Here is a 26,048-nt window from a genome sequence, read left to right on the forward strand (position 1 = left end):
GTCGGCGCTCAACGCCTGAACCTCAGTATGCGGGCAGGGACATCGAGTCCCGTTTGCTTTCCGTCCCCTGTAGCAACAGGGGTTGGCTTTTATCGGTATTTTTTCCTTTAATAAATAATCTAGATGGCTTTTCCGTGAACACAAGACCTGAATAAGTGTAAGGCTGATCTGCGTCAACCAATATATTATTTTTTTATTGATTTGCTCATTAAATCCCCGTCCTGTGATACTTCATACCTGCGATATCCTACCGTCCGGATAGGTTAATATCGCCTATGTCGCCGAGTTCCTGACCGTCTTCCCCAAGATGCTGGCGGCGTTCATCGGAGCTTCCATCACTCATACCTGATAGACCTAAAGAGACATTTCCACCTTGGGTTAACAGCCCAACAATTCCAGGTGAATTCCATCAGATGTCCTGTTCATTTTACAATTCACTTGCAGGATATTGGTGTAATACATGCTAATCTTCCGTCCAATTTCTTACCCCCGAGCAAAGGAACCTAACCGTCATGCGCCTGACAACCTCACTCTTTATCCTGATCTCTCTTTCACTCTGCGCCTCCTTTGCGTCCGCTGCCATTATCCATCTTAAAAACGGCGATACCCTGAATGCGCCGATCATTGCCGAGACAAATGAGAGCGTGACTCTGCTGCACGACTCCCTCGGCTCAGTCACCATCAACCGTTCACAGATCTCCGAGATTCTCGCAGAGAAGAAAGTAGGCGCTCCCCAAGCTGACACGCTCAAAAGCGAAGAACCGGCGAAACCCGAAGATCAGGGGTTGCTCGCCAGCGGTTTCATGAAAGACTGGAGTCGCGAACTCGACATCGGCCTCAGCGGTGCCGAGGGCAACAGTCAGAAATTCAACCTGCACGCCGGTTTCGGCGCCGACTATTCAGATGATGAGGATGTCTGGAAGTTCCGCACCGCTTACGACTCTGCGCAAAGTGACAACGAAACCTCTCAAAATCAGTTTTTCGCAGATCTGCAAAAAGATTGGCTGCGCCCCGACTCCCCCTGGTTTATCTATGCGCAAGGCCGCTATGACTGGGATGAGTTCAAGGATTGGGATCACCGGATATCCGGCTCCGGCGGTGTGGGTTACCAGTTCCTCAAAAACGAGACATGGCTGGTAAAGGGCAAGGCCGGTCTCGGCGGCAACCAGACCTTCGGCGGCAACGACGAAAAGTTCAGCCCGGAAGCGATTCTGGGCCTGGATGCGGATTGGAAGATCTCCGACAAAGAGTCCTTGTCGATGGGCACCACCTTCTATCCCAACCTGAGAGACAGCGGCGAGTTCCGCAACATCTCAACCCTCGACTGGAAGATCTCCATGGATGCTGCACTGGGCATCAAGATCGGTCTCTCCAACGAATACGACTCCGAAGCGATTGGAGACACAAAAGAGAACGACTTCAAATACAACGCATCTCTGGTCTGGGGGCTTTGACCAGGATCACAAAACAGGGCGAGCCTCATAGCTTCGCTTCCCTTGAACTCCTATGATTTCCAGATGTCGCATCAGGACAGGTGAATGGCGGGTTGTAACCAGAACCATTCAGGTAAAACCCGTAATCTGGCCACACGACAAAGCAACGGAGTGAAGAGTGATGTATCAGGATCGAGAACAGAGGAAGCAGCAGGACAGAACCAGGACATCCAGAATGGCTGAATACCGCAGGCGTCATGCCACTGCCTTTTTTCAGATCTTCTCCCAGATCGCCTACGGAAGTCAGCAGTCAGAACAGGATGAGTTCAAGGCAATACCGCATCAATCAGCGGTTTGAAAGAAACAGCGTTACCTGGCGGGAAAAGGCATCTGGCTGTTCCGCATAGAGCCAGTGGCCGGCACCGGTCAGTTGTCGCATCCGAGCATACGGAAACAGCGCTTTGATGACAGGACGAGAGTCCGACGACACATAATCTGAATTACCGCCATGGATAAACAGCGCCGTCCCTGGAAACCGGGCGGCGGTCACACCGGGAAATCCCAGCAACTCCGGCATCGCGCTTTGCAACCCGGAGAGGTTCAAGCGCCACTGCCAGTGATTCCCGACATTCACAAGATTCTGCAGCAGATACTGGCGTACTTCCAGGGACGGCACCGATCCCGATAAAAGGGCATCCGCTGCTCTCCTGCCTGCGAGTCTCTCCAGATCCAACCCGCTCATTGCCTGCAGAATCGGCTGAAAGTTGTCTGGGTAGGTCACCGGTGCAATATCAGCCACCACCAGTTTCTCCACCCGTTCCGACATATTCAATGCCAGCCACATGGCAACCTTGCCGCCCATGCTGTGACCCAGCAGATGTGCAGTATCAAGATGCAGACAATCCATCAGCGCCAGCAGATCGTCAGCCATAGACGGATAGTCCATCTCAGCTGTGTGCTGGGAGCGGCCGTGATTTCTACTGTCTGGAACGATCAGATGAAACTGCTTCTCCAGCCGTTTGACTATACCCATCCAGTTGGCCGAAGAACCAAACAGGCCGTGCAACAGGATCAGCGTCGGTAAGGCCGGGTCACCCGCTTCGCGATAGTAGAGTTCAACAGGCATCGAAGATCAACGTTTCAGAATCAGTAGTCAGGACTTGGCCCAAAATCAGCACCGTTTCTATTCTCGCCATGAATCCTTGTTTTTGGGTAGCCGGTGAAAATCATCAATTACGATTACCTTGTGAGGCACCACACTGTCCCACACCCAAAAGACAAGATTCTTCCCATTCTCAGGGGCATTTTTTGCATAGGACGGGACAATAATGCCGGCAACCTCGTCTTCGATGAGTCGTTTGGACATTGCCCAACTGGGTGGCACCCGGCCCACTCCAGCCGGCATTTCCCAAGGACATGCTAAATCGCCTAAATCAATCCCCAGTGCGCCTCTCTCTTCTGGAATAGTAAGATCCATGATGTCCTGGCAATCCACCTCATAAGTGCACAACGTGGCAGGTTGAGGGCGATGAGGAAATCCCTGGTGGTATTCAGCCAGTGCCGCAGTCTCAGTCAGGGAAGTATAGAGTGCAGACACGCCTTTTGGATTGAACCGGCCGCCGTGACGTTTGGCGCCATCTCCTGAGAGGGAATCGAATGACCAATAAGGATTATGTGCGCGATAGACCCATCCCTGGAAATGGATCATTAAGCAAATCCCCCTTCCGCAATGCGATCGATATATTGCATAACCAGATCAGCATGCCCTTGCTTGACCAGTGCTTCAGCAGTGAGATCCCCGAAACCCGGTATACCTTCAGAGCGATACCAGGCAAAAGCCTGGAAAGGGGTGCCACACCATGGGGTTACCCGGTTAATGATCATGACCAGATCCCGCAGGCGTTTCTGTGATGATTTCGAATGCACCCGGCCTTTCTTGCTGACCGCATCGACGGACAGACCCGTGAGTTGTGCCACCTCTTTAATGGTGGTGTGGAATTCGTCAGCCACCATCCTGGGGTTTACAAACCCCTGGGGATCAATCAATTTTTGCGCCAGCACACTCATTTTTTGCCGCCTATATTGCCCATCAATATAGTCAAATTATAGGGCATGTTAGTTATTTGTACAGAGGGCAGGCAAAGCAGCGCTTACTTTTTCCGCCGCGTGGGGGGCAACAGATCGGTGATCGTCCCTTCAGCCATCTCGGCGGCAAAGCAGATGGTCTCGTTAAGGGTCGGATGGGGATGGATCGTCAATCCGATATCCTCTGCATCTGCTCCCATCTCCAGCGCCAACACGGTTTCACCGATCAGCTCCCCGGCGTTAGGACCCGTGATACCTGCGCCAAGAATGCGTTTGGTCTTTGGATCGAAGAGCAACTTTGTCAGCCCGTCATCCCGTCCGATGCCCAAGGCACGGCCACTTGCGGCCCAGGGAAAAACCCCCTTTTCGTACTCGATACCCTCAGCCTTGGCCGCTGTCTCTGTCAGCCCCATCCAAGCGACTTCCGGGTCAGTGTAGGCCACAGAGGGGATGGTCATGGGGTCGAAAGAGGCGGGCAGACCGGCGATCACCTCTGCAGCCACCTTCGCTTCATGGGTCGCCTTATGCGCCAGCATCGGTTGACCAACCACATCGCCGATGGCGTAGATATTGGGAACGTTGGTGCGCATGTGCTCGTCCACCGGGATGAATCCGTGTTCGTCCACCGAGATACCTGCGGCTTCGGCGTTGATCTGCTTGCCGTTCGGACTGCGACCGACAGCCACCAGCACCTTGTCGTAGACCTGCGGTTTGTCCGGCGCCTGCTTGCCTTCGAAACTGACCTTCAGCCCCTGTTTCTGAGCCATGATCTCGGTCACCCTGGTGCCGAGCATGATGCGGTTGTAGCGCTTCTTAATACGTTTCTGCAGCGGGCGCACCAGATCCTTATCACAACCGGGGATCAGGCTATCCTGCAGTTCCACTACATCGATCTCGCTGCCGAAGGTGCCGTAGACCGTCGCCATCTCCAGACCGATGATCCCGCCCCCGAGCACCAGTAAACGTTTCGGCACGTCCGCCAGTTCCAGGGCGCCAGTGGAGTCGATCAGGCGCGGATCGTCGTTGGGAAAACCGGGGATCTGCACCGCGCTGGAGCCACAGGCGATGATCGCATCGGTAAAGGCGATGGAGGTCACACCTTCTGCCGTATTCACGGAGATCCGGTTGGGGGATTCAAATCGTGCAATCCCCTGCACCAACTCAACCTTGCGCTGCTTGGCAAGCTGCACCAATCCACCGGTGAGACGGGTTACCACCTTATCCTTGCCGGCCCGCAGCTTGTCGATGTCCACCTTGGGTTTCCCGAAGCTGATCCCCATGCTCTCCATCTCTGCCGCTTCATTGATGACATCCGCGGCATGCAGCAGCGCTTTCGAGGGGATACAGCCAACATTGAGACAGACACCACCCAGAGCAGCGTAGCGTTCGATCATCACCACCCGTTTGCCCAGGTCGGCGGCACGAAAGGCGGCGGTATAACCACCGGGCCCCGCACCCAGCACCACCACATCGGTCTGGAGATCCGCCGTCCCTTTAACCGCTTCTGAGACCGGTGCGGCAGTCGACTCATGTTTCGTCGTTTCCGTTTCACCGGCTGCCAGTTCGAGGGTCAGGATCGGCGCGCCTTGGGATATCCTGTCGCCAGCCTTAACCCTGATCTCCTTCACCCGACCGACGTGGGGTGAGGGAATATCCATCGTTGCCTTGTCGCTCTCAAGGGTAATCAGAGAGTCTTCCGCCTCGACGTTGTCACCTGGCGATACCAGTACCTCGATGATATCGACCTGGTCAAAATCACCAATATCGGGCAGTGTGACTTCAACGAAGTTACTCATGTTCTATCCTCGGAACAGGTTGAAGGCAGCGCAGGGCGATGCCGTTAATTTGTATTATTGTCATCTTGACCATAGGGAGAGATCTCAGACTACAGGGCTCATAACAGGTTTTGAGGTATGAGATTTCTCACTACGTTCGAAATGACAGTTGATCAGAGGTTCCTGCAATTCAGGATCCATATAGTTTCTCTGCCATGTTCATCTGTTTTCAGACCAGCGTCGGCGGGGGTATTTTTCGCGTTTACCCGAACAAATCAAGATCGATCTTCGAACGCTCCAACACTTCCTGAACCTGCAGCCGCTTCTGTCCGGCAGCAACGGCCATCACCTTTGCCAAGACCTCGGACAATTCACCTTTGCTGACCTGCGCGTCTTTTGCCTGCTGCAGATAGTAGTCCGTGCAGGGAGCGCAGTTCATTGCCATCGCTGCCGCCAACCCTACCAGCACCTCACTCTTCCGGTCGAGATAGCGGTTATTGTGGGTTGACTCATAAAAGGCATCGTAGAGCGCTTTTTGTTCGGCGTTCAACATGCTCGGTTCCTTTTGAAAAACGGACTCTGCACATTGTACGTCATTCCCGGAGAAACGAACGATCAGAGCAAAAGTCGCCGGATCTCGGAAAGCAAACCACCCAACAGTGTCGTGAAACGCACACCGTCTGCACCATCGATCACCCGGTGGTCATAAGAGAGTGAGAGCGGCAGCATCAGGCGCGGCTGGAACTCATTGCCATCCCAGACCGGCTTCATGGAAGCGCGGGAGACACCCAGGATCGCCACTTCCGGCGCGTTGACGATCGGTGTAAAAGCCGTGCCGCCGATACCGCCCAGACTGGAGATGGAGAAACACCCACCCTGCATATCAGCAGGTAGCAGCTTGCCGTCACGCGCTCGGCCACTCACTGCCATCAACTCTTTCGCCAGCTCGAATACGCCCTTTTTATCCACATCCCGGATCACCGGCACCACCAGTCCGTTGGGGGTGTCCACCGCCACGCCGATGTGGATATAGTTCCGATAGATCAGGCTTTCACCATCCGCTGATATCGCAGCATTCAGGGTCGGCATCTCTTTCAGGGCCGCCGCCACCGCCTTCATCAGGAACGGCATGAAGGTAAGCCGGATATCCTGTTTTAACGCCACCTCCTTCTGCGCCTTGCGGAATGCCTCCAGCTCTGTGATATCCGACTCATCGAACTGAGTGACATGGGGTACCGTCAACCAGCAACGATGCAAATGAGCGCCGCTGAGTTTCTTGATGCGTCCCAGAGGCTGGGTATCGATTTCGCCAAACCGGGCGTAGTCCACCTCCGGTCCCGCAGGCATCTCAAACGGGGAACCTGTCACACGTGCCGGCTGGCCACCCTTGAGGGATTTCTTGACAAAACCCTGCACATCATCCTTGGTCACCCGCCCCTTGGGACCGCTACCCTGCACCAGTGACAGCTCCACACCCAGCTCTCGGGCGAATCTGCGCACAGCCGGGCTGGCGTGTGCCTTGCGATCAGTTTTGACGGCGGGACTGTTCGGCACCGGCGGCGCACTCGCGGCCTTCTCACCGGGAATACGCTTACCGGTGACATCGCGTTGACTGGCCGGTGCGGGAGCCTGCACGGCTTCAATCTCTTCAGCTGCGGGCGCGGGTGATGAGACACTCTGATCCGGTGCCGTCTCCGCAGCCACATCATCAAGTTCCAGGACCGCTATTTTTTGATCCTGGCCGATACGATCCCCAACCTTGATGAAGAGCGCCTGCACCACCCCGGGATGGGGTGAGGGGATCTCCATGGTGGCCTTGTCACTCTCCAGAGTGAGCAGCGAATCCTCAACAGACACCCGGTCCCCCACGGAGACCAGCAGCTCGATTACCTCGACTTCATCGAAATCGCCAATATCGGGCAACAATATTTCGGTCGTTTTACCCACGTTGTTTCCTCTGCCGCATAGCGGAAAATTCTCTTCAGGGATATCGATAGATACCCCGTGTCCGGTTTTTATACCGTCGTTGGATTCGGCTTTTCCGGATCGATCTTGTACTTTTTGATCGCCTTGCTGACATTGGAGAGATCGATCTCCCCGTCATCCGCCAACATCTTGAGAGCGGCAACAACGATGTAGTAGCGATTCACCTCGAAAAACTTCCGCAGCTGGCTGCGCATATCACTGCGGCCGAAACCATCGGTGCCCAACACGCTGTAGCTCGCCTTCACGAAGGGGCGGATCTGATCCGCATAGCTGCGCAGATAGTCAGTGGCCGCCACCACAGGGCCCTTGGCATCTGCCAAGAGACCCTCAACATAGCCGTTGCGAGGGGTTTCGTCCGGATGCAACATGTTCCAGCGCTCCACATCGAGACCGTCTCGGCGCAGTTCGTTGAAACTGGTGACACTCCAAACATCCGCAGAGATACTGAAGTCCTTTTCCAGCAGCTCGGCCGCCGCGATTACCTCTCGCAGGATCGCACCACTGCCCAGCAACTGGACCCGTTTTTTGCGCTTGCCGCCCTTCTGGAACAAGTACATCCCGTTCACGATACCGCTCTCAGCACCCTCCGGCATGGCGGGTTGCAGATAGTTCTCGTTCATCACGGTGATGTAGTAAAAAATACTCTCCTGTTCCTGATACATGCGCCGCATGCCATCCTGCACGATCACCGTCATCTCGAAGGCAAACGCTGGATCATAGGCGACACAGTTGGGGATGGTGGCCGCCATCAGGTGGCTGTGGCCGTCCTGGTGCTGCAACCCTTCTCCCGCCAGGGTGGTACGCCCGGCGGTGCCACCAATGAGAAAACCCTTCGCCTGCATATCGCCGGCAGCCCAGGCCAGATCTCCGATACGCTGAAAACCAAACATCGAGTAGTAGATGTAGAACGGGATCATGGTGGTCCCGTGATTACTGTAAGCGGTGGCGGCTGCAATCCAGGAGGACATAGCGCCCGCCTCGTTGATGCCTTCCTGCAGGATCTGTCCCTTCTTGTCCTCCCGGTAATACATCACCTGGTCCGCGTCCACAGGTTCGTAGAGCTGCCCCACGGAGGAGTAGATGCCCAACTGGCGGAACATGCCTTCCATACCGAAGGTACGCGCCTCATCAGGGATGATCGGCACCACCTGCTTGCCCAGTTTCTTGTCACGAATCAGCATATTGAGCAGGCGCACAAAGGCCATGGTGGTGGACTGCTCACGATCTCCACTCCCTTCCAGCAGCGCCTTGAAATGGGAAAGATCGGGCACCTCCACCGGTGCAACCTCAGTGCGGCGCTGCGGCAGATAGCCGCCCAACGTCTGGCGGCGCCCATGCATATACTGCATCTCAGGACTCTCTGATGGCGGCTTGTAGAAGGGTGCCGCGCCAATCTGATCGTCGGAGATCGGGATATTGAAACGATCACGGAACGCCTTCAGCGCCGCCTCGCCCATCTTCTTCTGCGAGTGGGTGATGTTCTGCCCTTCACCGGCAACCCCCATGCCGTAACCCTTCACCGTCTTGGCCAGGATTACCGTCGGCTGCCCCTTGTGAGCAGTCGCTTCAGCGTAAGCGGCATAGACTTTATGAGGATCGTGACCGCCGCGATTGAGGCGCCAGATCTCTTCATCGGTCATGTTGGCGACCATATCCTGCAACTCCGGGTATTTTCCGAAGAAGTGCTCGCGGGTATAAGAGCCGCCTTTTGCCTTATAGGCTTGATAGTCACCATCCACGCACTCTTCCATGCGTTTCAGCAGGTGGCCACTCTTGTCTTTGGCGATCAGGGGATCCCAGTAACCACCCCACACCACCTTGATCACGTTCCAGCCTGCGCCGCGATAGACCGCTTCCAGCTCCTGGATGATCTTGCCGTTGCCCCGTACAGGCCCATCGAGTCGTTGCAGATTGCAGTTCACCACAAAGACCAGGTTATCGAGACGTTCCCGCCCGGCGAGAGAGATGGCGCCCAGCGCCTCCGGTTCGTCCATCTCACCGTCACCGCAGAAGGCCCAGACCTTACGGTTCTCGGTGTTGGATAAACCCCGGTCGTGGAGATAACGCATGAAACGCGCCTGATAGATCGCCATCAGCGGGCCGAGTCCCATCGAGACAGTGGGAAACTGCCAGAAACCCGGCATCAGCCAGGGGTGCGGATAAGAGGAGAGACCTTGACCATCGACCTCCTGGCGAAAACTGTAGAGCTGATCCTCGCTGATGCGCCCTTCAAGATAGGCCCGCGCATAGACGCCTGGAGCCGAGTGTCCCTGAAAAAAGATCAGGTCACCTTCACTATTCTTGTTCGATGCGTGGAAGAAGTGGTTGAAACCCACGTCGAACAGGGTGGCAACAGAGGCAAAACTGGAGATATGTCCACCCAGTTCAGTGGAGATCCGGTTCGCCTGCACCACCATCGCCATGGCATTCCAGCGAATGAATGAACGGATGCGGCGCTCCAGGGCCCGATCACCGGGGAACCGCCGCTGTTGGCTGACCGGGATAGTATTCACATAGGCCGTATTGGCGCTGAATGGCAGATGCGCACCGGAACGGCGAGCCTTATCCACCAGCTTTTCTATCAAAAAGTGGGCCCGCTCAACCCCTTCATTTTCCAATACTGCTTCAAGAGCATCGAGCCACTCTTCAGTCTCCAGGGGGTCGATATCGGGTCTTGTCGTCATCGAATTTCTCAATTTTTGTAGAGAGCGGGCACCCTGCCGACCAACTGCATCCGGCAAACAGAATCTTTTCCACTCTATTATTGAACAAACAAATACTTAAAATTAATACGCGCAATATACAACAAGGCAAGGTTTTTTACAGGTTTAATACTGAAATAATCCCCGGAAATATTATTGTTTTCAGGTGATTGGATGACAATCACCGCCTCATGCCAGGTTTTCCAAACACATAAAAAAAGCGCGCCCAACAGAGTTGGGCGCGCCTTTTTCAGAGACTAAACGCAATAATGCTTAGATGTCCTTGCGAGTTGCGAAAGCAGGACGCTCGAAGGGCACACGTTCCATAGCAACCTTGCGGCGCTCTTCCATCTGCTGCTGCATCTCTGCACGACGGGCTTCCATCTCTTTAGCCATCTCTTCGCGGCGGGCATTGGACTCTTCAACGCGCTTGGCAATGGACTCAGGCGTGGCTGGCATAGAAGGCATGCGGTTCTGCATCCGCTCTTCCATCGTTTTGCGATCAGCTTCCATCTCTTTGACCATCTCGTCGCGGCGGGCATTGGACTCTTCAACGCGCTTGGCGATGGACTCAGGCATGGCCGGCATTGCAGGCATACGGCTCTGCATACGCTCTTCCATCATCTTGCGATCAGCTTCCATTCTCTCCTGCATGGACTTCATCTGTGCATCCATGGAAGCCATTGGATCAACATTATTGTACTGCTCGGCGTACTGACGCTGCGCGGCAACTGCCTGCTCATAGGCTTTCTGCTGCTGTTCAGCAACGGCAGCCTGCTGCTCAGCGGTCGGGGCAGCAACAGCGGCAGGGGCGCCGTAGTAAGGTGCATAACCGTAAGGACCATAACCATAGTGATCGTAACCACGGCCCCAACCGCTACCATTGCCACGACCACGAGCGCTCATGTTGAAGTTAAAATCGAAGTCACCGGCGCCAAAACCGTCACCGAAGAAATCGTCACCCCAGTTATTGCCCCACCAGGCACTGGCTGAAGCTGAAGTTGCAGCCAGAACGATGGCAGCAGCAATAATAGAAATCTTTTTCATGTCACACACCCGAAAATTTGTTTTTGAAAGCTAGTTAATTTGTTTGTTGGTTTGTTCTTGCACGTCCCTGTGCGTGCGATCCCGTTTGCTGTCTGCTCGAACTATTTAGCTGGAGCAGCCGGAGCCTGAGGAGCAACCGGAGCCGCGTAAGGATAGCCATAGCCGTAAGGCGCACCATAGCCATATGGACCATAACCGTAGTAGTTGTTGTAACGGTTGTAACCGCGACCGTAACCGGAACCACGGGCGCTACCGCTCATGCCAAAACTGAAGTCACCGTCACCCCAGCCATCACCCAGCCAGTCATTGCCCCAACCACGGTTGCCATAACCAGGGCCACCCCACCATGCGGAAGCAGAAGCGGAAGCGACAATCAGAGCAGCAGCAGCTGCGGCTTTAATGATATTGTTCATGACGTACTCTCCTTGGATAGAATATATACTTAGCAGCAAGTGGAAAGCAGATACTTCATAGCTTTCGAGAGAAATAATATTAGTAATTTCTTAAATAGGCAAATACAATTTAATTATTATTTTTAGATTTTTATAGCGTTTATCTATCAGAATGTTTTTTACATCCGGTCACGCCATGCATATCACACTAATCCAACCTGACGACTGGCATCTCCACCTGCGAGACGATGATGCAATGGCCTCAGTCGTCGCCCATAGCGCTGAGCGTTTTGGCCGGGCCATTGTCATGCCGAACCTTAATCCACCAGTGGCCGACACAGAGATGGCAAGGGCTTACCGGGAGAGAATTCTCCATGCACTGGAAACCGACTCAAACTTTCAGCCGCTCATGACACTCTATATGACAGACAATCTCTCATCCGCAGAGATCGTGTCTGCCAAAGAGAGCGGCATCGTGCAAGCAGTAAAACTCTATCCAGCCGGCGCCACCACCAACTCAGACTCTGGCGTCACCGATATCAGAAAGATGTACCCGGTACTGGAAGCAATGCAGAAGCATGGATTACCATTGTTGGTGCATGCAGAGGTCACCGATAGTCATATCGACATTTTCGATCGGGAGAAAACTTTTATCGGCCGGCATCTGGAGCCACTGGTCAAAGATTTTCCGGAACTTCGCCTGGTCTTTGAACATATCACTACCAAAGAAGCAGCGGATTTCGTCTCTGCTGCAGCGGACAATGTGGCAGCCACCATTACCGCGCACCATCTGCTCTTCAATCGCAATGCCATGCTGGCTGGCGGCATTCGCCCCCATTTCTATTGTCTGCCGATACTCAAGCGGGAATCCCATCAGACAGCTTTGATCAGCGCCGCAACCAGTGGCAATCCACAGTTTTTTCTCGGAACAGACAGTGCTCCTCACTCACTTGGAGCCAAGGAGTGTGCTTGTGGCTGCGCTGGTTGTTACACCGCCCATGCCGCCATTGAACTCTACACACAAGCCTTCGACCAGGCTGGTGCTCTGGACAAGCTGGAGGGATTCGCGAGCTTTTTCGGCCCGGATTTCTATGGGCTGCCCCGGAACCAGAAACAGATCACCCTGAAGAAGCGGCCCTGGAAGGTACCTGATAGCTACAATTTCGGTAATGAGACTCTGGTTCCCTTATGCGCCGGGGAGCAGATTGACTGGCAGATAGTAAGATAAGCCGGGAGGCAACCTCAAAAGTCATCCAACAACGGATCATCTTCCAGTGGTGGATCACCATCATAGATATCGAAGCGGCGTTTCTGCAGATAGGACTCGCGCACGAAGGCGTAGGGATCGATTGCAGCCTCCTCCACCACCTTGGTCGCACGCAATAGATCTGCCCGCAGATCAACATATCTGAAGACAAGCAGCGTCCAGTAGATTCCTTCTGAGGTGTAGTAGATCGGGTTCATGAAAACGTCCCCGCTCTTACCGATAAAATCCCTCACCGTGCTGGGGCCAAGCATCGGCAACATAATATAGGTACTCTCCTCATAACCCCAGTAGCCCAATGTCTGCCCCATATCCTCTTTGTATTCGGGAATACCCATATCAGAGGCCACATCGATAAAACCCAGCAGGCCGACCGTAGTGTTGACGCAGAGCCGCCCTACATCGGTAATCGCCCGCCCGGGCTTGAGTTGAAACAGATTGTTGGCGGCAGAATTGATATCCGCTAGATTATGAAAAAAGTTGGTAAAACCCCGGTCCAGCGGGTCGGGTGTGATCGCCTGATATCCTTTGGCCACCGGTTTTGCAATGGTGTTGTCGAAGTCGGTGTTGAATCTATTGATGGAACGGTTCATCCCTTCCAGCGGATCAGAAGTATGCTCCGTTCCCTCCGGCACGCTGGCGCAAGCCGACAGTCCCGACAAGATAAGCGGGAGCAGAAGCCCGGTCACAACCCTGTTTATCATTTGCACAGCCATCTAAGCCTTGGGATCCCTGATCCCGAAACAATAACATACCAATGATCTGGAATACGATGAAACCCAACATTCAGATTCGTAAACCCTGCCGCTTTTCTTTATCCTTTGCGCATGAACGAGACAAGCTACAATCCACTCATCGCCCATCGTTTTCGGGGCTATCTGCCAGTGGTGGTAGACGTGGAAACCGGTGGTTTCGACGCCAAACGCGACGCATTGCTGGAGATTGCCGCCACTACCGTCTGGATGGATGCCCAGGGACTGTTACACCTTGGAGAGACCCATGCCTGCCATGTTGAACCTTTTCCCGGGTTGAATATCGACCAAAAAGCACTCGACTTTAACGGCATCGACCCGCATCACCCTTTCCGGCTGGCCCTGCCGGAAGCTGAAGCGCTGAGGAAGGTTTTCTCCCCGATCCGCAAAGGGCTCAAGGAGAGCGGCTGCAAGCGCGCCATTCTGGTGGGACACAACGCCTTTTTCGATCTGGGGTTTCTCAACGCCGCAGTGGAACGCAACGGGATCAAACGCAATCCGTTCCATCCCTTCAGCACCTTCGACACCGTATCCCTGGCAGGACTGGCTTATGGTCAGACCGTGTTGGCCCGGGCCGCCAAGTGCGCGGGCATGGAGTGGGACAGCGAGGCAGCCCACTCGGCAATCTATGACACAGAGCAGACTGCTGAGCTGTTCTGCAGGATCGTCAACCGTTGGCAGACGACCAACTCACCCAATCCCTGGGACGGTGCGGTATTGGCCAGCGAGCCAGAGCAGTAAACCCGTGTCAGCCCTGACAACCCACAGCGGGCTGATTATTCAGCGCCACCAGCCTTCTCGGCCGCCTCCTTGACCATAGTCTGCAATTCGCCGTTGGCGTGCAGTTCCAGGGTGATATCGCAACCGCCAACCAATTCTCCGTCGATATAGAGCTGGGGAAAGGTGGGCCAATCCGCATAGCGGGGCAGATTTTCAAAAATCTCGGGATCCGACAACACATTCACGAAGGAGAAGGGAACTGCGCAATCCTGCAGGGCGGCAGCTGCACGAGAGGAGAATCCACACATGGGAAACTGGGGTGTGCCTTTCATGTAGAGCACCACCGGATTGCCTTCCACCTGCTCACGGATACGATCCAAAACGTCCATTTGACTACCTCTTCGAATGTTCAGTTGATCAATGCTAGATGAGGGTTTCCCCCGAATAATTCAAGCGTTGATTGTATAAGAGAATACTAACCTTCCAGAAGCTGGGAGAAAACCTGGATTTAGGCAGGCTTTTATCACTTTGCTAAGGAAGTTCTGATTAATTGGGTCATTGTCATCTCGACCGTAGGGAGAGATCTCAAACTACAGAGTGCTTGGCAGGTTTCGAGGTATACGATTTCTCACTACGTTCGAGTAGTGCTACACGGATGTAGCGTTTACGAACCTAAGGATGGAAAAACTATTGTTTATTCCCCCGTACCTTTAGTAACCATATGCCGCACCCAGCGCTTTTACCTGACTTCTGACGCTACTCATATCCCGCTCCGGGCAGAAATCCTGCATCCAGCTCAGCATGCTTTCGATGCCCACGATATAGGCCTCAACCTCCATACGGCCGACATCCACCGGCTTAAAGCCACTGTATGCCCCGTGTTCTTTTTTGCATTGGCGCACGTGGGTCATTTCATGGTCATAGGCGGCGTTGAAGATGATCATCGGCCGGCACTCCTTCAGCAGCCTCTCCTTGAATGCCTTGTCACCCTGCAGTTTGCAGTCGGTGTCAACCTCAAGCTCGACTTCACTCTCACCCGCCCCCCCACTATTCCCGTCCGGGTCCGGGCGGGAAAAATCACGTCCTGTATAGTTCTTGTAGGCCCGCTGGCTCACCAAGTCTTCATACTCCTGTTTGTCCGCGGCGAAGTCCTGTATCTTTCGATCGCTATAAGCCTGCGCGAAAGCCAGGTCCTTGAGTATCCGGTCGACAACCTCCAGGCACGGATTCTTCGGCTTAAGACTCCATGAAGCGGTGGTGGTTTCCTGATAATGAGTCTCTTTCTTCCTCTCGAGTTCCCGTTGACCCGATAACGACTGGTCGCTCAGCTCCATCTTCTGATAAAAGCCGACGGTCATGGGTATAGGAGAGAGTGTGAACCACATCTCCGAATTGAAATCGTCCTCCCCGGTCGGCGGGGTGATATTCATACTCGGTTGATCACCACTGCGGTTGTGTTGCTCGTTGCGGACGACATGGCCACTGCAGACCTTCTTCTCCACACGAACATCATCCATCCGGTTGTCGATCAATGCCTGGCTGCCGACCTGCAACAGGTAGTGATCTCCCTGACGGTGAAGCAAGCTAGCGGAAGCGTTGCGGGCCAGGGTTTCCGCATCCTGCCCCGGATAGAGCGTCAGCGTCTCCCGCTTGGTGTGGATGGTTGAGTTACCAGGACGGCGGATCTCCTGCTGAGCACGTTCCATACGATTGAGGTTGCTGTGTTTCATCTCCTCGGGAGAGAGTGGACAGGTCACCTCCCTGCCCTGGACGTGATGCTTCTCGGTGGTGTCGTCCTTCAACTTCCACTTCACCTGTTTGACCTGAAGGAGCCCGCCGGCAGCGCCACAGGCCTTTATCAATACTTTCTGTTTTACCGTGCGCTCGTAGGATTTTTTGTTGATATAGCCGTCTTTGCTGCGATCCTTGTCATAACGGCCAGAACCACTGCGCTCGATAACGACTTCCAGATGCCAGATATTGGGGTTATGCGGGATCCAATCCCGCAGGCCACCTTGGGCTTCCGCCCCCATTACGATACAGGCCAACAGGAAGAGGGCGTTCGGCAAAAATGCCGATAGCCTCAACCTCTGATCCCTCTGCTGCCGGAACGGCATGACCTGTCATCTCATCGGCGGCATCATGGGCATACCGCCCGGCATACCGGGGATCGAGAACTTGTTGTAACCTGTGGGAATGCTGAACAGGCTGTCCGGCAGACTCTTTTCTTCAATGTTCTCATAGGTCATCATGGACTTGCCGCCATCCAGGTCCACCACCTCGATCCTGATCGGGTATTGCAGTTTACGCGAGACCCAGACGGTGACTGCCCCCTCGGCCGACTCATGGCGATGTTTATCGCACAGATAACCACCTATCTTCTCGGTACCCAACGGCTTGCCGCTGGCCAGGTCGGAACCGGGTCCCTTGGCAAACATCTCCTGATCCGGCGACATGGGTATCTCCATGAACATCCTTTCGCTCGGCATCAGCGTGATGATCTGGTGGCTGCCGGGATTGAACAGGACGATGCTCTCGGTCTGTCCCCGGTGCGTCATCTCCTCCCGGCGCTTGTCACCCTTGATGTAGACCTTGCTGACATCCCGCATCTGGCCATCTGTTTTCACGAAGTCGGCCGTCCATTCCGCTGCCTGGGCTGTGTTTAGAGACAGCAGCAGGGTGAAAATTGTTGATATCGTAAGCGCTAATTTTCTGATCATCATTTCATACTCCTTCATATCGATCTGCCACGCTGCCGGGAACATCGCCTGACGCTTTTCAGACTACTCGATCACCTTCAATACCCGCTTGGCCAAAATCTTCGTACCACGCGCCATGATGTAGCGCACCTCGTACTCACCCGGCTTGGCTGGTGCCTTGAGTCGGGCCGGGCTGTTCTTGCTGGTATAAACGTAGTTGTCATAACGACCGGGGGAATCTCCGGGCAGGGCCACTGTGAGATAGTCTCCCTGATAGTCCGGACCCTGCCAGGTAACCTGGAAAACTTCACCCGCGCTTGCCGAAGCCGGCGGAACCACCTCAGCATTGACAGCATTCACCGTAATTGCCATCTTGGCCAGCAACTTCGTCCCCTTGGCCTGGATATAGCGCACCTCGTACTGACCCGGTTCAGACGGCGCCCACAGTCTTGCCGGCGTCCCTTTGCTGGTATAGGCGTAGTTGTCATAACGCCCGGGGGGATCGCCTGGCGGAGCCACGGTGATGTAGTCACCCAGGTTGTTCGGACCCTGCCACACGACCTCAAATTCAGCACCCATATCGGCTGATGCCGACGATTGCACCTGGGCTGACACCGCATGGATGGTGATGGGCGCCCTGGCAAGCATCTTGGTGCCTCTGGCCTGAATGTAGCGTACCTCGTAATCACCCGGCTCAGACGGTGCAGTCAGTGTGGCAGGGCTGCCATTGCGGGCGTAGGCATAGTTATCGTAGCGACCCGCAACATCTTCGGGATTCGCAATGGTGATGTAGTCAGCTCCATTGTCTGGTCCCTGCCAGGCAACCTCGAACATCGAGGCCACATTCGCATTTGTGGGTGGCTGAACCTGGGCTGTGACGCTTTTTACTGTGAAAGGCGCCCGGGCCAGTACCTGGGTGCCGCGACTCAGGATATATCGCGCTTCATATTGCCCCGGCCCGGCTGGTGCCCAAAGTTTTGCCGGCGTCCCTTTGCTGGTATAGGCATAGTTATCGTAACGCCCAGCCACATCGCCGACCTTGGCGATGGTGATGTAGTCGCTTCTATAGGCTGGACCTGACCAGGCCACTTCTATCTCTGTGGCCACGTTGGCGCTCTGCGGCACCTTGACCTCTGCCTGGACCGGCGTCACCTGGATCGCCCTGCGGCCGATAATCCGGCTGCTGTGGGCATGCAGATAGCGCAGTTCATATTCCCCTGCCTCACCGGGAGCGACCAGCTCCAGAGGATTGCCTCTGCTGGTGTAGGCGTAGTCGATAAAGGCGGAATCCCTGGGTTCTTTTTCCGCAATTGCCACATAGTCATTGTGACTGTCCGGCCCCTCCCAGCCGACCTGGAAGGCGGCTCCCACGGGCACCGAAGCAGGCCCCGTCAACCGCGCCTCACCCGGATCCTCCACCACTGGCGGCGGCGGTTCTCTAACCTCATCCAATGTCTTTAACAGAGCATCGCGCAGGGTCTGGGCATCAGATGCGGCGAGAAACAGGCCACCGGTTCTATCGGCCATGCAACGCAGCCGTGTCTGCTCCTCTTGGGTAATGTCGAAGCCGATGACATGCGCCGTGAAATCGACCCCGCTCATGGCCAGCTCCGCCGCCAGGGCGCAGGGATCGGCATGGCAGGTCTCCAGGCCGTCACTCAACAGCACCACACTGGCTCGCTCCTCGGTGTAGCGCAGGGCCTTGGCGGCCTGCCGCACCGACTCACTCAGGGGGGTCTTGCCCTTGGGGCTGATGCCCTGGACCTTCGCATTCATCGCAACAGCATTGTGCTGTCCCACCGGCATCAACATCTCGATGTCGTCACAGTCACCCTTGCGCCGGTGGCCATACACCATCAGGCCGGTCTGGAAATCGGTCGGCAACTCGCTGATCAGATCGGCCATCACCGCTTTGGCGATAGTGATCTTGGCCTTGCCCTTGATCTGCCCCCACATGGAACCGGAGGCGTCCAATACCAGCACCATACGCGCAGGTTCCACCTTGGCGGTGGGTGCTGGTGCCGGTTTGACCACCTGTTTGGTCGCGGGTGATGAGACGGCCTTTACGACTGGGGCGACCACTGCCTTGGTACCTGACTCATCGATGCGGATGCGCATGCTCCCCTGGCCGACGGGCACGGTGATCTGCAGAGTGTTGTAGCCCTTTTCACCGCCGAAAATCCAAGCCTTGGTCTCGCCGTTCTTCAGCTTGAAGGGGAGTTTTTCAAAGGCCTTGGTCTGGTCGTTACGCAGCAGGATCTCCCCGTTGGTGGTGTCGCCGTCCGGATTGTCGCCGGTCATGCTGAGCTGGGTATCCCGCTCCGGAGAGATCCGCTCCCAAGTGGTGACGCCACCCCGGTTGTAGAGGTCACGCATCCGCTTGTCCGGCTGATCCACCACCACGTGAACCAGGCCGCTACTGACCTCGATCACCACCTCGTCCACCTGGAAGGTGTCGCCGAACATTTCCCTGTCCTTGTTGAACTCCCGGTTGAAGCTCGAACCCTTGTACTCGAGTTTTCGCGGGGTGACGCCGATGTTCTCCCGCTGTTTCCCCTGGTGGAAGGGGAGGACGACGATCTCGGCCTCGCTCTTGAGCAGATTGGTCACCCGCACCCTGACCCTGCGCGTCTTGTCCACCTTGATGCGCAGTTCGCCACCCGCCTTCACCCGCCGACCCCAAGGCGCCTCGCCGCTGACTGAGCCGGTAACAGCAGAGAGGGTAGCCGGGTCGGGAGCCCGTTTCTTCTGCATTGGGTGTGGTTTCTTCTTGAAATCCCCGGGAATCTGGAACAGGGCGGCGTCCACCGCGCCTTGCTTCAGATTCACCAACTCCACCTTGCGCGGAGGATCACTGTTCAGGCTCAGCTTCAACGGCACCAGCGACTCATCCGACATCCACAGGGTCATCAGATCCTGGCCAGCGGAATGGATCAGGGTCTTGTTGCAGTCAAAACCTTGCAGTGTTTCCCGACCCAGAGAGCGGGTCTCATAGCGGGATGCCGATACCCGGGCCGCCTGAAAGGGATCATTGATCAGGCTGAACAGGTCATCGGCGGGGAGTTCATAGTAGATTTTCTCTGCGGGAATGACGATTCGTGTGAAGTTGGCGGCCGAATCGACGATGATATGCAACTGCTTGCCGTCTTCTTTCTTCTGCAGCAGGTAACGGCCTTGTGAAACCTGGAGCTTGGAGGTTTCGACCTTGCCACCGTGGGTCTCCACCACGTCAGCGCTAAAGTCACCTGCCCACAGGGACGGGGTCAGCGCAAACAACGTCAGTGTGGAGAGGAGCAAGGATAGGCACTCTGCAAACCACTTCCGCTTCACGACAACCTCCTCTGCTCAGCAGAGCCGTGTCGCCGGAACAGCAGAGCATGGCAGGGAATCCATTCATCCCTATTTCGAGCATAGATTACTCAATGCGGCTTTTCCAGCAGGCAGGCGGCTAAAGTCCGGCTTGAACTCCCTCAAATACCTACAGATCCGGAACTTCTTTTTTTTCGCCTTTCGCCTTTAACCTCTAGGTTGAAAGCAATATAGATGTGTAGGGTGCGCTATGCGCACCAAAACAAGCCGTATTCACGGTATGTACGCTAATCATGGTGCGCACGGCACACCCTACATCCTGGCTGAATCCGTCATTATCACGTTGAAAGCAATAGAGCTCTAGAGCCGCAAGTTCACCGGCACCCCATGATACTTCAGCATCATGTCTTCAGAGGTCATGCCACAGGCCAGACCCACCAACTCAGGCAGAAACAGCACAGGTAGCTGGAAGTTCTTACCAGTCTGCGCAAGAGCCTTGGCCTGGGTGCCGTCCATGCTCTTGAAGCAGAGCGGACAGGAGGTGACCATCAAGTCCACATCCTTGGTATGGGCCCCCTCCAGCACATTGGAGGTCATCTTCATGTTGAGATCGTTATTGGGCCAGGCCAGATGGTAGCCGCAGCAGTCGTCCTTTGTGTCGTACTCCACGATCTGTACGCCCAGGACTTCCAGGATATCTTCCAGGGAGGTGGGATTGTCAGCCGACTCGTAGCCCTGGATATCCGCCGGGTTGCGAGTATGGCAGCCGTAGTAGGAGGCGACCCGCAGCCCGGTGAGCGGGTTGGTGACGCGCTCCTTCAACTTCTCCAGACCCACATCCTGGGCAAAGACCCAGAGGGTGTGAGTGAGCTTGCAGGTGCCTTTGTACTCCAGCCCCTGCTCGGCCAGGATCTCGTTGACCTGGGCGTGTACGGCAGGATCTTCCTTCATCCGTTTCTGGGCGTTGGAGATCACGTTGTAGCAGGTTGAACAGGGGGTGTAGAGGGGCAGCCCCATCTGTTCTGCATGGGCCATATTCTTGGCATTCACCGCCAGGGAGGTCAACTCGGAGCGTTCTTCAATAACGCCGGAGCCACAGCAAACCGCGTCTTCGATCAGATCCAGCTCAACATCAACCTTGGCGAATACATCCCTCAGGATGTCGAAAAACCGGGCGTCCGCGCCCTGAAAGCAGCAGCCGGAATAGAACCCGTAACGTATTGTCTCACTCATGTCTTGTTCTCTCCTTTGGCTTCGAGCTCTTTAACCTTGTCGTAGATCTTCTGAGTGCTGCTTTGGCCCCCCAGCATACACACCTGGCGTGTGGGCTCGATGCCGTGTTTCTTGAGATAGTTATCAGCCGCTTCGATAGCGGCCCAACCCTTGGGACCGTTGACGATCACCGGCAACATCGGTTTGTTGACCTGACCATATTTGGCAACATCGCCTGTGTATGCCTTGGCGCGGCGTGACCCTGCAGTGTCATGGATGCCGTCATCGATAGACATCTTGCGCATACGCTGGATGGATACTGCCGGACGCGTGTCCTTGGGACAGACGTTGATGCATTTGCGGCATTGGGCGCAGGACCAGAGCCCCTGATCCACCGCCGCCTGCATGCGCTCGCCCTGAAAGCTGTCCCGTACATCGGCAGAAAAGCGGTAGGCCTTGCCCAGGGTCAACGGACCCGCGTAGTTGGGATCGGCGCTGGCGGCAGAGCAGGCGGAGTAACAGGAGCCGCAGAGGATACAGTCGGTAATGTAATCGAAGCGTGAATGCTCCTGTTTGGACATGATGGATTCCTGTTCCAGGGTCACTGGAATCCGCTCACGATTCTCCATCAGGTAGGGGTGCATCTTCGACAGTTTTTCGATGACGGGTTCAATATCCACCACCAGGTCACGCAGCACCGGCATGTTTTTCAACGGCTGGATGCTGACGGAATCTTTTTTGAAATCCTCCAGGATCGGCATCAGCTGGGTGCTGCAGGCCAGCACCGGCTTGCCGTTGACACGCACGGCGCAGGAGCCGCAGATCTTGGAACGGCAGAAAGCGCGAAAGGTCAGTGAGCTGTCCTGGGTGTTCTTGATCAGGCGCAGCGCCTCCAGCACCGTCATGCCGGTCTCCACGTTGACCTTGAAGTTATCGAAATAGGCCGATTTGTGTTCGCTTGGCGTAAATCTCTGGATGCGGATATTGGCCAAAATGCTCTTGCGATCGGGTGTGATTTTTTCAATCATGCCAGCATTTCCTTAGTAGGTACGAGCCTTGGGCTCGAATTCGGTGATGGTCACGGGAGTGAAATCCAGCTTGGGACGACCGTCATCACCCATGGCGGCCATGGTATGAGCAAGCCAGTTCTCGTCATCCCGCTCGGGATGATCCTCGCGGGTATGCGCGCCCCGTGACTCCTTGCGTTCCAGGGCGCCGACGGCCACCACTTCCGCCAGATCGAGCATGTTTTTCAGCTCCAGGGCTGCAACCAGTTCGGTGTTGAAGGCCTTGGTCTTGTCCTGAATACGCACCGTTTTGAACTGCTCCTGCAGATCCGCCAGCTCACTGACAGCCGACTCCAGGTCCTTGCCATTACGGTAAACGCCGACCTTTTCCGCCATCAGGTTACCCATGCCGCGGCGAATATCCGCAATGGAGGCGCCGCTGTCACCTTCCATCATGGAGGCGATCATCTGCGTGTCCGCCTCTTCCTGCCCTGTGTCCACTGGTACAAAGCTGTTGTTGCGGGCGTATTCCAGGGCGTGTTTTCCGGCACGTCTGCCAAATATCAGGATATCCAGCAGGGAGTTGCCGCCCAACCGGTTGGCGCCGTGCACCGAGACACAGCCCGCTTCGCCGGCGGCGTAGATGCCCTCAATGGAGGTCTGACCATTGAGATCAGTATGGATGCCGCCCATGGAGTAGTGGGCCGTGGGCTTGATCGGGATGGGTTCCTCGATCGGGTCCACGCCCTCGAACTCGATGCAGAGTTCGCGGATTTGCGGCAGTCGTTCCAGGATACGCTCACGGCCCAAATGGGCAAGGTCGAGGAAGACCTCACCTTCGGGACCAGCGCGCCCTGCACGCACTTCGGTTTCACAGGAGCGGGAGACCAGATCGCGGGGACCCAGCTCCATCTTCTCCGGGGCGTAGCGGCTCATGAACCGCTCACCCAGACCATTCAGCAGGAAGCCCCCCTCGCCTCTCGCGCCCTCGGATACCAGGATGCCGGTACGGCGCAGTCCGGTGGGGTGGAACTGGATGAACTCCATGTCCTTGATGGGCAGGCCAGCACGGTAAGCAATGGCGGTACCGTCCCCGGTGTTGCCCAATGCATTGGAGGTGCGCGTCCAATAGATGCGGCCGTGACCACCGGTGGCAAGAATCACCGCCTTGGCCTGGATGGTATGCACCCGACCAGTCTGGGTGTTGATGGCGGTGACACCCTGGCAACGCTGGCCGTCATGCATCAGGGAGAGCACCTGCCACTCATTGAGAAAATTCACGCCGTGGCGGATGCCCTGCTCATACAAGGTATGCAACATGACATGGCCGACCTTGTCGGCGGAGAAGCAGGCCCGCGGCTTGGAAGCGCCGCCGAAGGGACGCTGGGCGATCTTGCCTTCATCGGTGCGGGAGAAAGGACATCCCCAGTGCTCCATCTCGCGCACCACCATGGGGGCTTCCCGCGTCATGATCTCCGCCGCATCCTGGTCTGCCAGATAGTCGGAACCCTTGACGGTATCGAACCAGTGGTCCTGCCAGGTATCGGTCGGATCCAGATTGGCCAAGGCTGCGTTTACCCCTCCCTGGGCCGCACCTGTATGCGAACGGGTTGGATAGACCTTGGTCAGCACGCCTACCTGCAGATCCTCCTCCATCCGGGATTCGAGCGCAGCGTACAGACCAGCCCCCCCGGAACCCACTATCAGAATGTCATATGTCAGCACGAACTACCTCCTAACCCGGTTTATTGTTATTAACGATGATTCGAGAAGCAAAGCATCCCCTCAGGATATCCCGGAACTACACCTGTCACCTTGATATCTCTTGCCGCTGCAGCCAATACTCAAACACCGCAATATGCCAAAGCTTACTGCCCTGAATACGCGTATGGTGCATTTCGGGTGCGGCCATCAGCATATCGATGTATTCACGTCTGAAGATGCCTCGCTCACGGGCAACTTGGGAATCGAGGATATCACGCATAAATTCGAGAAAATCCCCCCGCACATATTTCAGAGCAGGCATGGGAAAGTAACCCTTCGGGCGGTCGATCACTGAGTCCGGCAGAATCCCCCGCGCCATCGCCTTCAGCGGATATTTACCCCCTTCCTTCAATTTCAGCTCCGGCGGACAGCGCGCGGCCAATTCCACTAACCCCTGATCCAGGAAGGGTACGCGCGCCTCAAGCCCCCAGGCCATGGTCATGTTATCCACCCGCTTCACCGGATCGTCGACGATCAAGGTGGTGGTATCCAAACGCAGCACAGCATCCAAGAAGGTATCGGCATCCGGTTCCGCCAGCAGTTGTGCAATCAGCTTGAGGGTGTGATCTTCGCCGCCAAACTCAGGATTGACCATGTGCAGGAACTCATCATGGTCGCGATCGAAATAGTGTTTTGCAAACCGTTCCACCGGCTCGCCCTGGGTCTCCGCCAACATACGGTGATACCAGAAGTAACCACCAAACACCTCGTCAGCACCCTGTCCCGACTGCACCACTTTGATCTGTTGTGATACCTGTTCTCCCAGCAGAAAGAAGGCCACCGCGTCCTGTCCGAACATCGGTTCCGCCATATTGTCCACTGCTTCCGGCAGACGCTTAAGTACATCATCGTTGGGAATCAGGTATTTGTGGTGACGGGTATCGTACATCTCCGCCACCGGATCGGAGTATTCGAACTCGCTTCCTTTCTCTTCCGGCTGATCCTCGAAACCCACCGAAAAGGTACGCAGGTCCGAAACACCGGTCTCCGCCAGCAGCGCCACCAGCAGACTTGAATCCAGCCCGCCCGAGAGCAGGACGCCCACAGGCACGTCTGCCACCTCATTCCGTTTGCGCACAGCATAACGCAGCGAATCGTGAATCGCCTCCAGCCATTCACCTTCCGATAAGGGTTTCTCCGGGCGGGTGGCGGGAAAAGACCAGTAACGGCGCATCCTGGGCTCACCCCTTTCGGACAGCACCATGCAGTGGCCAGGCGCCAGTTTGCGAATACCGTTGTAGATCGTATGCGGTGCCGGAACGACGCCATGCAGGGTAAACTGGTGATGCAGTGCAACAGGGTCGATGGAGGTATCCACTCCGCCACCGGCAAGCAGGGCCTGGGTATTGGAGGCAAAGCGAAGCCTGTTTTTGGTCAGTGAATAGTAGAAGGGTTTGATACCCAACCGGTCCCGCGCCATGAAGAGCTGCTTTTTTCCATAGTCCCAGACCGCAAAGGCGAACATACCCTGCAGATGGTCGACACAATCTTCGCCCCAGGCATGCCAGGCCTTGAGGATTACCTCGCTGTCGCCATGGGAGAAAAATGCATAACCTTTCCCGCGTAACTCTTCGCGCAGTTCCCGGTAGTTATAAATAGTCCCGTTGAAGACCAGCGCCAGACTCAGTGTCGAATCCACCATCGGCTGATTGGCATGTTCCGACAGGTCGATGATGGAGAGACGCCGATGACCAAAGCCGAGCGGACCATCACTGTAGCTGCCGCCATGATCCGGTCCCCTTCGCTCCAAGCGGGCAGTCATCCGCTGGATCGCACCCAGATCCACAAATTCACCATCAAACCGCAACTCACCACAGATACCACACATAACTGACTACCTGTTGTTCCTAATTCAAACACTTTCAATGACTGTCAGATGCAATACCCAGAGAACGCAATGT

At 55.7% G+C, this 26,048-nt stretch carries 21 protein-coding genes; 3 read left to right on the top strand and 18 right to left on the bottom strand.

Annotation, left to right across the window (positions count from 1 at the left end; genetic code table 11):
* Positions 1–512 precede the first annotated feature (512 nt).
* Positions 513–1,454 (top strand): DUF481 domain-containing protein, encoded by a 942-nt coding sequence (locus HPY30_06165; GenBank protein ID QYZ65607.1) that lies wholly within the window; start codon positions 513–515, stop codon positions 1,452–1,454.
* 325 nt (positions 1,455–1,779) lie between these two features.
* Here HPY30_06165 and HPY30_06170 read toward each other — a convergent pair whose 3' ends face one another.
* The 9 genes from HPY30_06170 to HPY30_06210 all read right to left on the bottom strand — a co-directional run bounded on the left by HPY30_06170 (position 1,780) and on the right by HPY30_06210 (position 11,441).
* On the bottom strand, positions 1,780–2,559 hold the full coding sequence (locus HPY30_06170) for an alpha/beta fold hydrolase (GenBank protein QYZ65608.1): 780 nt from the start codon (positions 2,557–2,559) through the stop codon (positions 1,780–1,782).
* 57 nt (positions 2,560–2,616) lie between these two features.
* On the bottom strand, positions 2,617–3,141 hold the full coding sequence (locus HPY30_06175; protein QYZ65609.1) for an RES domain-containing protein: 525 nt from the start codon (positions 3,139–3,141) through the stop codon (positions 2,617–2,619).
* Positions 3,141–3,500, bottom strand: a complete 360-nt coding sequence (locus HPY30_06180) for an XRE family transcriptional regulator (GenBank protein ID QYZ65610.1) — start codon at positions 3,498–3,500, stop codon at positions 3,141–3,143. The genes HPY30_06175 and HPY30_06180 overlap by 1 nt, the downstream gene beginning before the upstream one ends.
* 83 nt (positions 3,501–3,583) lie before the next feature.
* Entirely contained in the window at positions 3,584–5,314 is a 1,731-nt protein-coding gene (gene lpdA / locus HPY30_06185) for a dihydrolipoyl dehydrogenase (GenBank protein ID QYZ65611.1), read from the bottom strand.
* Positions 5,315–5,555: 241 nt separating this feature from the next.
* Positions 5,556–5,846 carry a carboxymuconolactone decarboxylase family protein gene (locus tag HPY30_06190; GenBank protein QYZ65612.1) on the bottom strand — a complete coding sequence of 97 codons (291 nt, stop codon included), beginning with the start codon at positions 5,844–5,846 and terminating at the stop codon, positions 5,556–5,558.
* 62 nt (positions 5,847–5,908) lie between these two features.
* Entirely contained in the window at positions 5,909–7,240 is a 1,332-nt protein-coding gene (gene aceF / locus HPY30_06195) for a dihydrolipoyllysine-residue acetyltransferase (protein QYZ65613.1), read from the bottom strand.
* A gap of 68 nt (positions 7,241–7,308) precedes the next feature.
* The gene (aceE, locus tag HPY30_06200; protein ID QYZ65614.1) at positions 7,309–9,963 is read right to left on the bottom strand and encodes a pyruvate dehydrogenase (acetyl-transferring), homodimeric type; all 2,655 of its coding nucleotides are present in this window, start codon (positions 9,961–9,963) and stop codon (positions 7,309–7,311) included.
* Between the two features lie 291 nt (positions 9,964–10,254).
* On the bottom strand, positions 10,255–11,028 hold the full coding sequence (locus tag HPY30_06205; GenBank protein ID QYZ65615.1) for a transcriptional regulator: 774 nt from the start codon (positions 11,026–11,028) through the stop codon (positions 10,255–10,257).
* A gap of 101 nt (positions 11,029–11,129) precedes the next feature.
* Positions 11,130–11,441, bottom strand: coding sequence for a sulfur globule protein CV1 (locus tag HPY30_06210; GenBank protein ID QYZ65616.1), 312 nt, complete (start codon positions 11,439–11,441; stop codon positions 11,130–11,132).
* A 175-nt stretch (positions 11,442–11,616) separates the two neighbouring features.
* Between HPY30_06210 and pyrC the strand changes: the two genes are divergently transcribed.
* On the top strand, positions 11,617–12,648 hold the full coding sequence (gene pyrC / locus HPY30_06215; GenBank protein ID QYZ65617.1) for a dihydroorotase: 1,032 nt from the start codon (positions 11,617–11,619) through the stop codon (positions 12,646–12,648).
* A 14-nt stretch (positions 12,649–12,662) separates the two neighbouring features.
* Here pyrC and HPY30_06220 read toward each other — a convergent pair whose 3' ends face one another.
* Entirely contained in the window at positions 12,663–13,400 is a 738-nt protein-coding gene (locus HPY30_06220) for a VacJ family lipoprotein (protein ID QYZ65618.1), read from the bottom strand.
* A 111-nt stretch (positions 13,401–13,511) separates the two neighbouring features.
* Between HPY30_06220 and rnt the strand changes: the two genes are divergently transcribed.
* Positions 13,512–14,177, top strand: a complete 666-nt coding sequence (gene rnt, locus HPY30_06225) for a ribonuclease T (GenBank protein ID QYZ65619.1) — start codon at positions 13,512–13,514, stop codon at positions 14,175–14,177.
* 35 nt (positions 14,178–14,212) lie between these two features.
* On the opposite strand, the gene grxD is transcribed toward rnt, so the two are convergent.
* The 8 genes from grxD to HPY30_06265 all read right to left on the bottom strand — a co-directional run bounded on the left by grxD (position 14,213) and on the right by HPY30_06265 (position 25,975).
* On the bottom strand, positions 14,213–14,545 hold the full coding sequence (gene grxD / locus HPY30_06230) for a Grx4 family monothiol glutaredoxin (protein QYZ65620.1): 333 nt from the start codon (positions 14,543–14,545) through the stop codon (positions 14,213–14,215).
* Positions 14,546–14,866: 321 nt separating this feature from the next.
* Positions 14,867–16,273 carry a hypothetical protein gene (locus HPY30_06235; protein ID QYZ65621.1) on the bottom strand — a complete coding sequence of 469 codons (1,407 nt, stop codon included), beginning with the start codon at positions 16,271–16,273 and terminating at the stop codon, positions 14,867–14,869.
* 6 nt (positions 16,274–16,279) lie between these two features.
* A complete protein-coding gene (locus tag HPY30_06240) occupies positions 16,280–16,879 on the bottom strand; it encodes a DUF4412 domain-containing protein (protein QYZ65622.1) in 600 nt (199 codons plus the stop codon).
* 60 nt (positions 16,880–16,939) lie between these two features.
* Positions 16,940–20,185: a VWA domain-containing protein gene (locus HPY30_06245; GenBank protein ID QYZ65623.1), complete on the bottom strand. Its 3,246-nt coding sequence runs from the start codon at positions 20,183–20,185 to the stop codon at positions 16,940–16,942.
* Between the two features lie 339 nt (positions 20,186–20,524).
* The gene (locus HPY30_06250) at positions 20,525–21,397 is read right to left on the bottom strand and encodes a CoB--CoM heterodisulfide reductase iron-sulfur subunit B family protein (GenBank protein QYZ65624.1); all 873 of its coding nucleotides are present in this window, start codon (positions 21,395–21,397) and stop codon (positions 20,525–20,527) included.
* On the bottom strand, positions 21,394–22,404 hold the full coding sequence (locus HPY30_06255) for a succinate dehydrogenase/fumarate reductase iron-sulfur subunit (GenBank protein QYZ65625.1): 1,011 nt from the start codon (positions 22,402–22,404) through the stop codon (positions 21,394–21,396). Before HPY30_06255 ends, HPY30_06250 begins: the two co-directional genes overlap by 4 nt.
* A 12-nt stretch (positions 22,405–22,416) precedes the next feature.
* Positions 22,417–24,108 (bottom strand): succinate dehydrogenase flavoprotein subunit, encoded by a 1,692-nt coding sequence (gene sdhA / locus HPY30_06260; GenBank protein QYZ65626.1) that lies wholly within the window; start codon positions 24,106–24,108, stop codon positions 22,417–22,419.
* An 85-nt stretch (positions 24,109–24,193) separates the two neighbouring features.
* Entirely contained in the window at positions 24,194–25,975 is a 1,782-nt protein-coding gene (locus HPY30_06265; GenBank protein QYZ65627.1) for an N-acetylglutaminylglutamine amidotransferase, read from the bottom strand.
* Positions 25,976–26,048 lie beyond the last annotated feature (73 nt).

It is taken from the genome of Gammaproteobacteria bacterium (ex Lamellibrachia satsuma) (assembly GCA_019623805.1).
Taxonomy (GTDB): Bacteria; Pseudomonadota; Gammaproteobacteria; order Chromatiales; family Chromatiaceae; genus QGON01.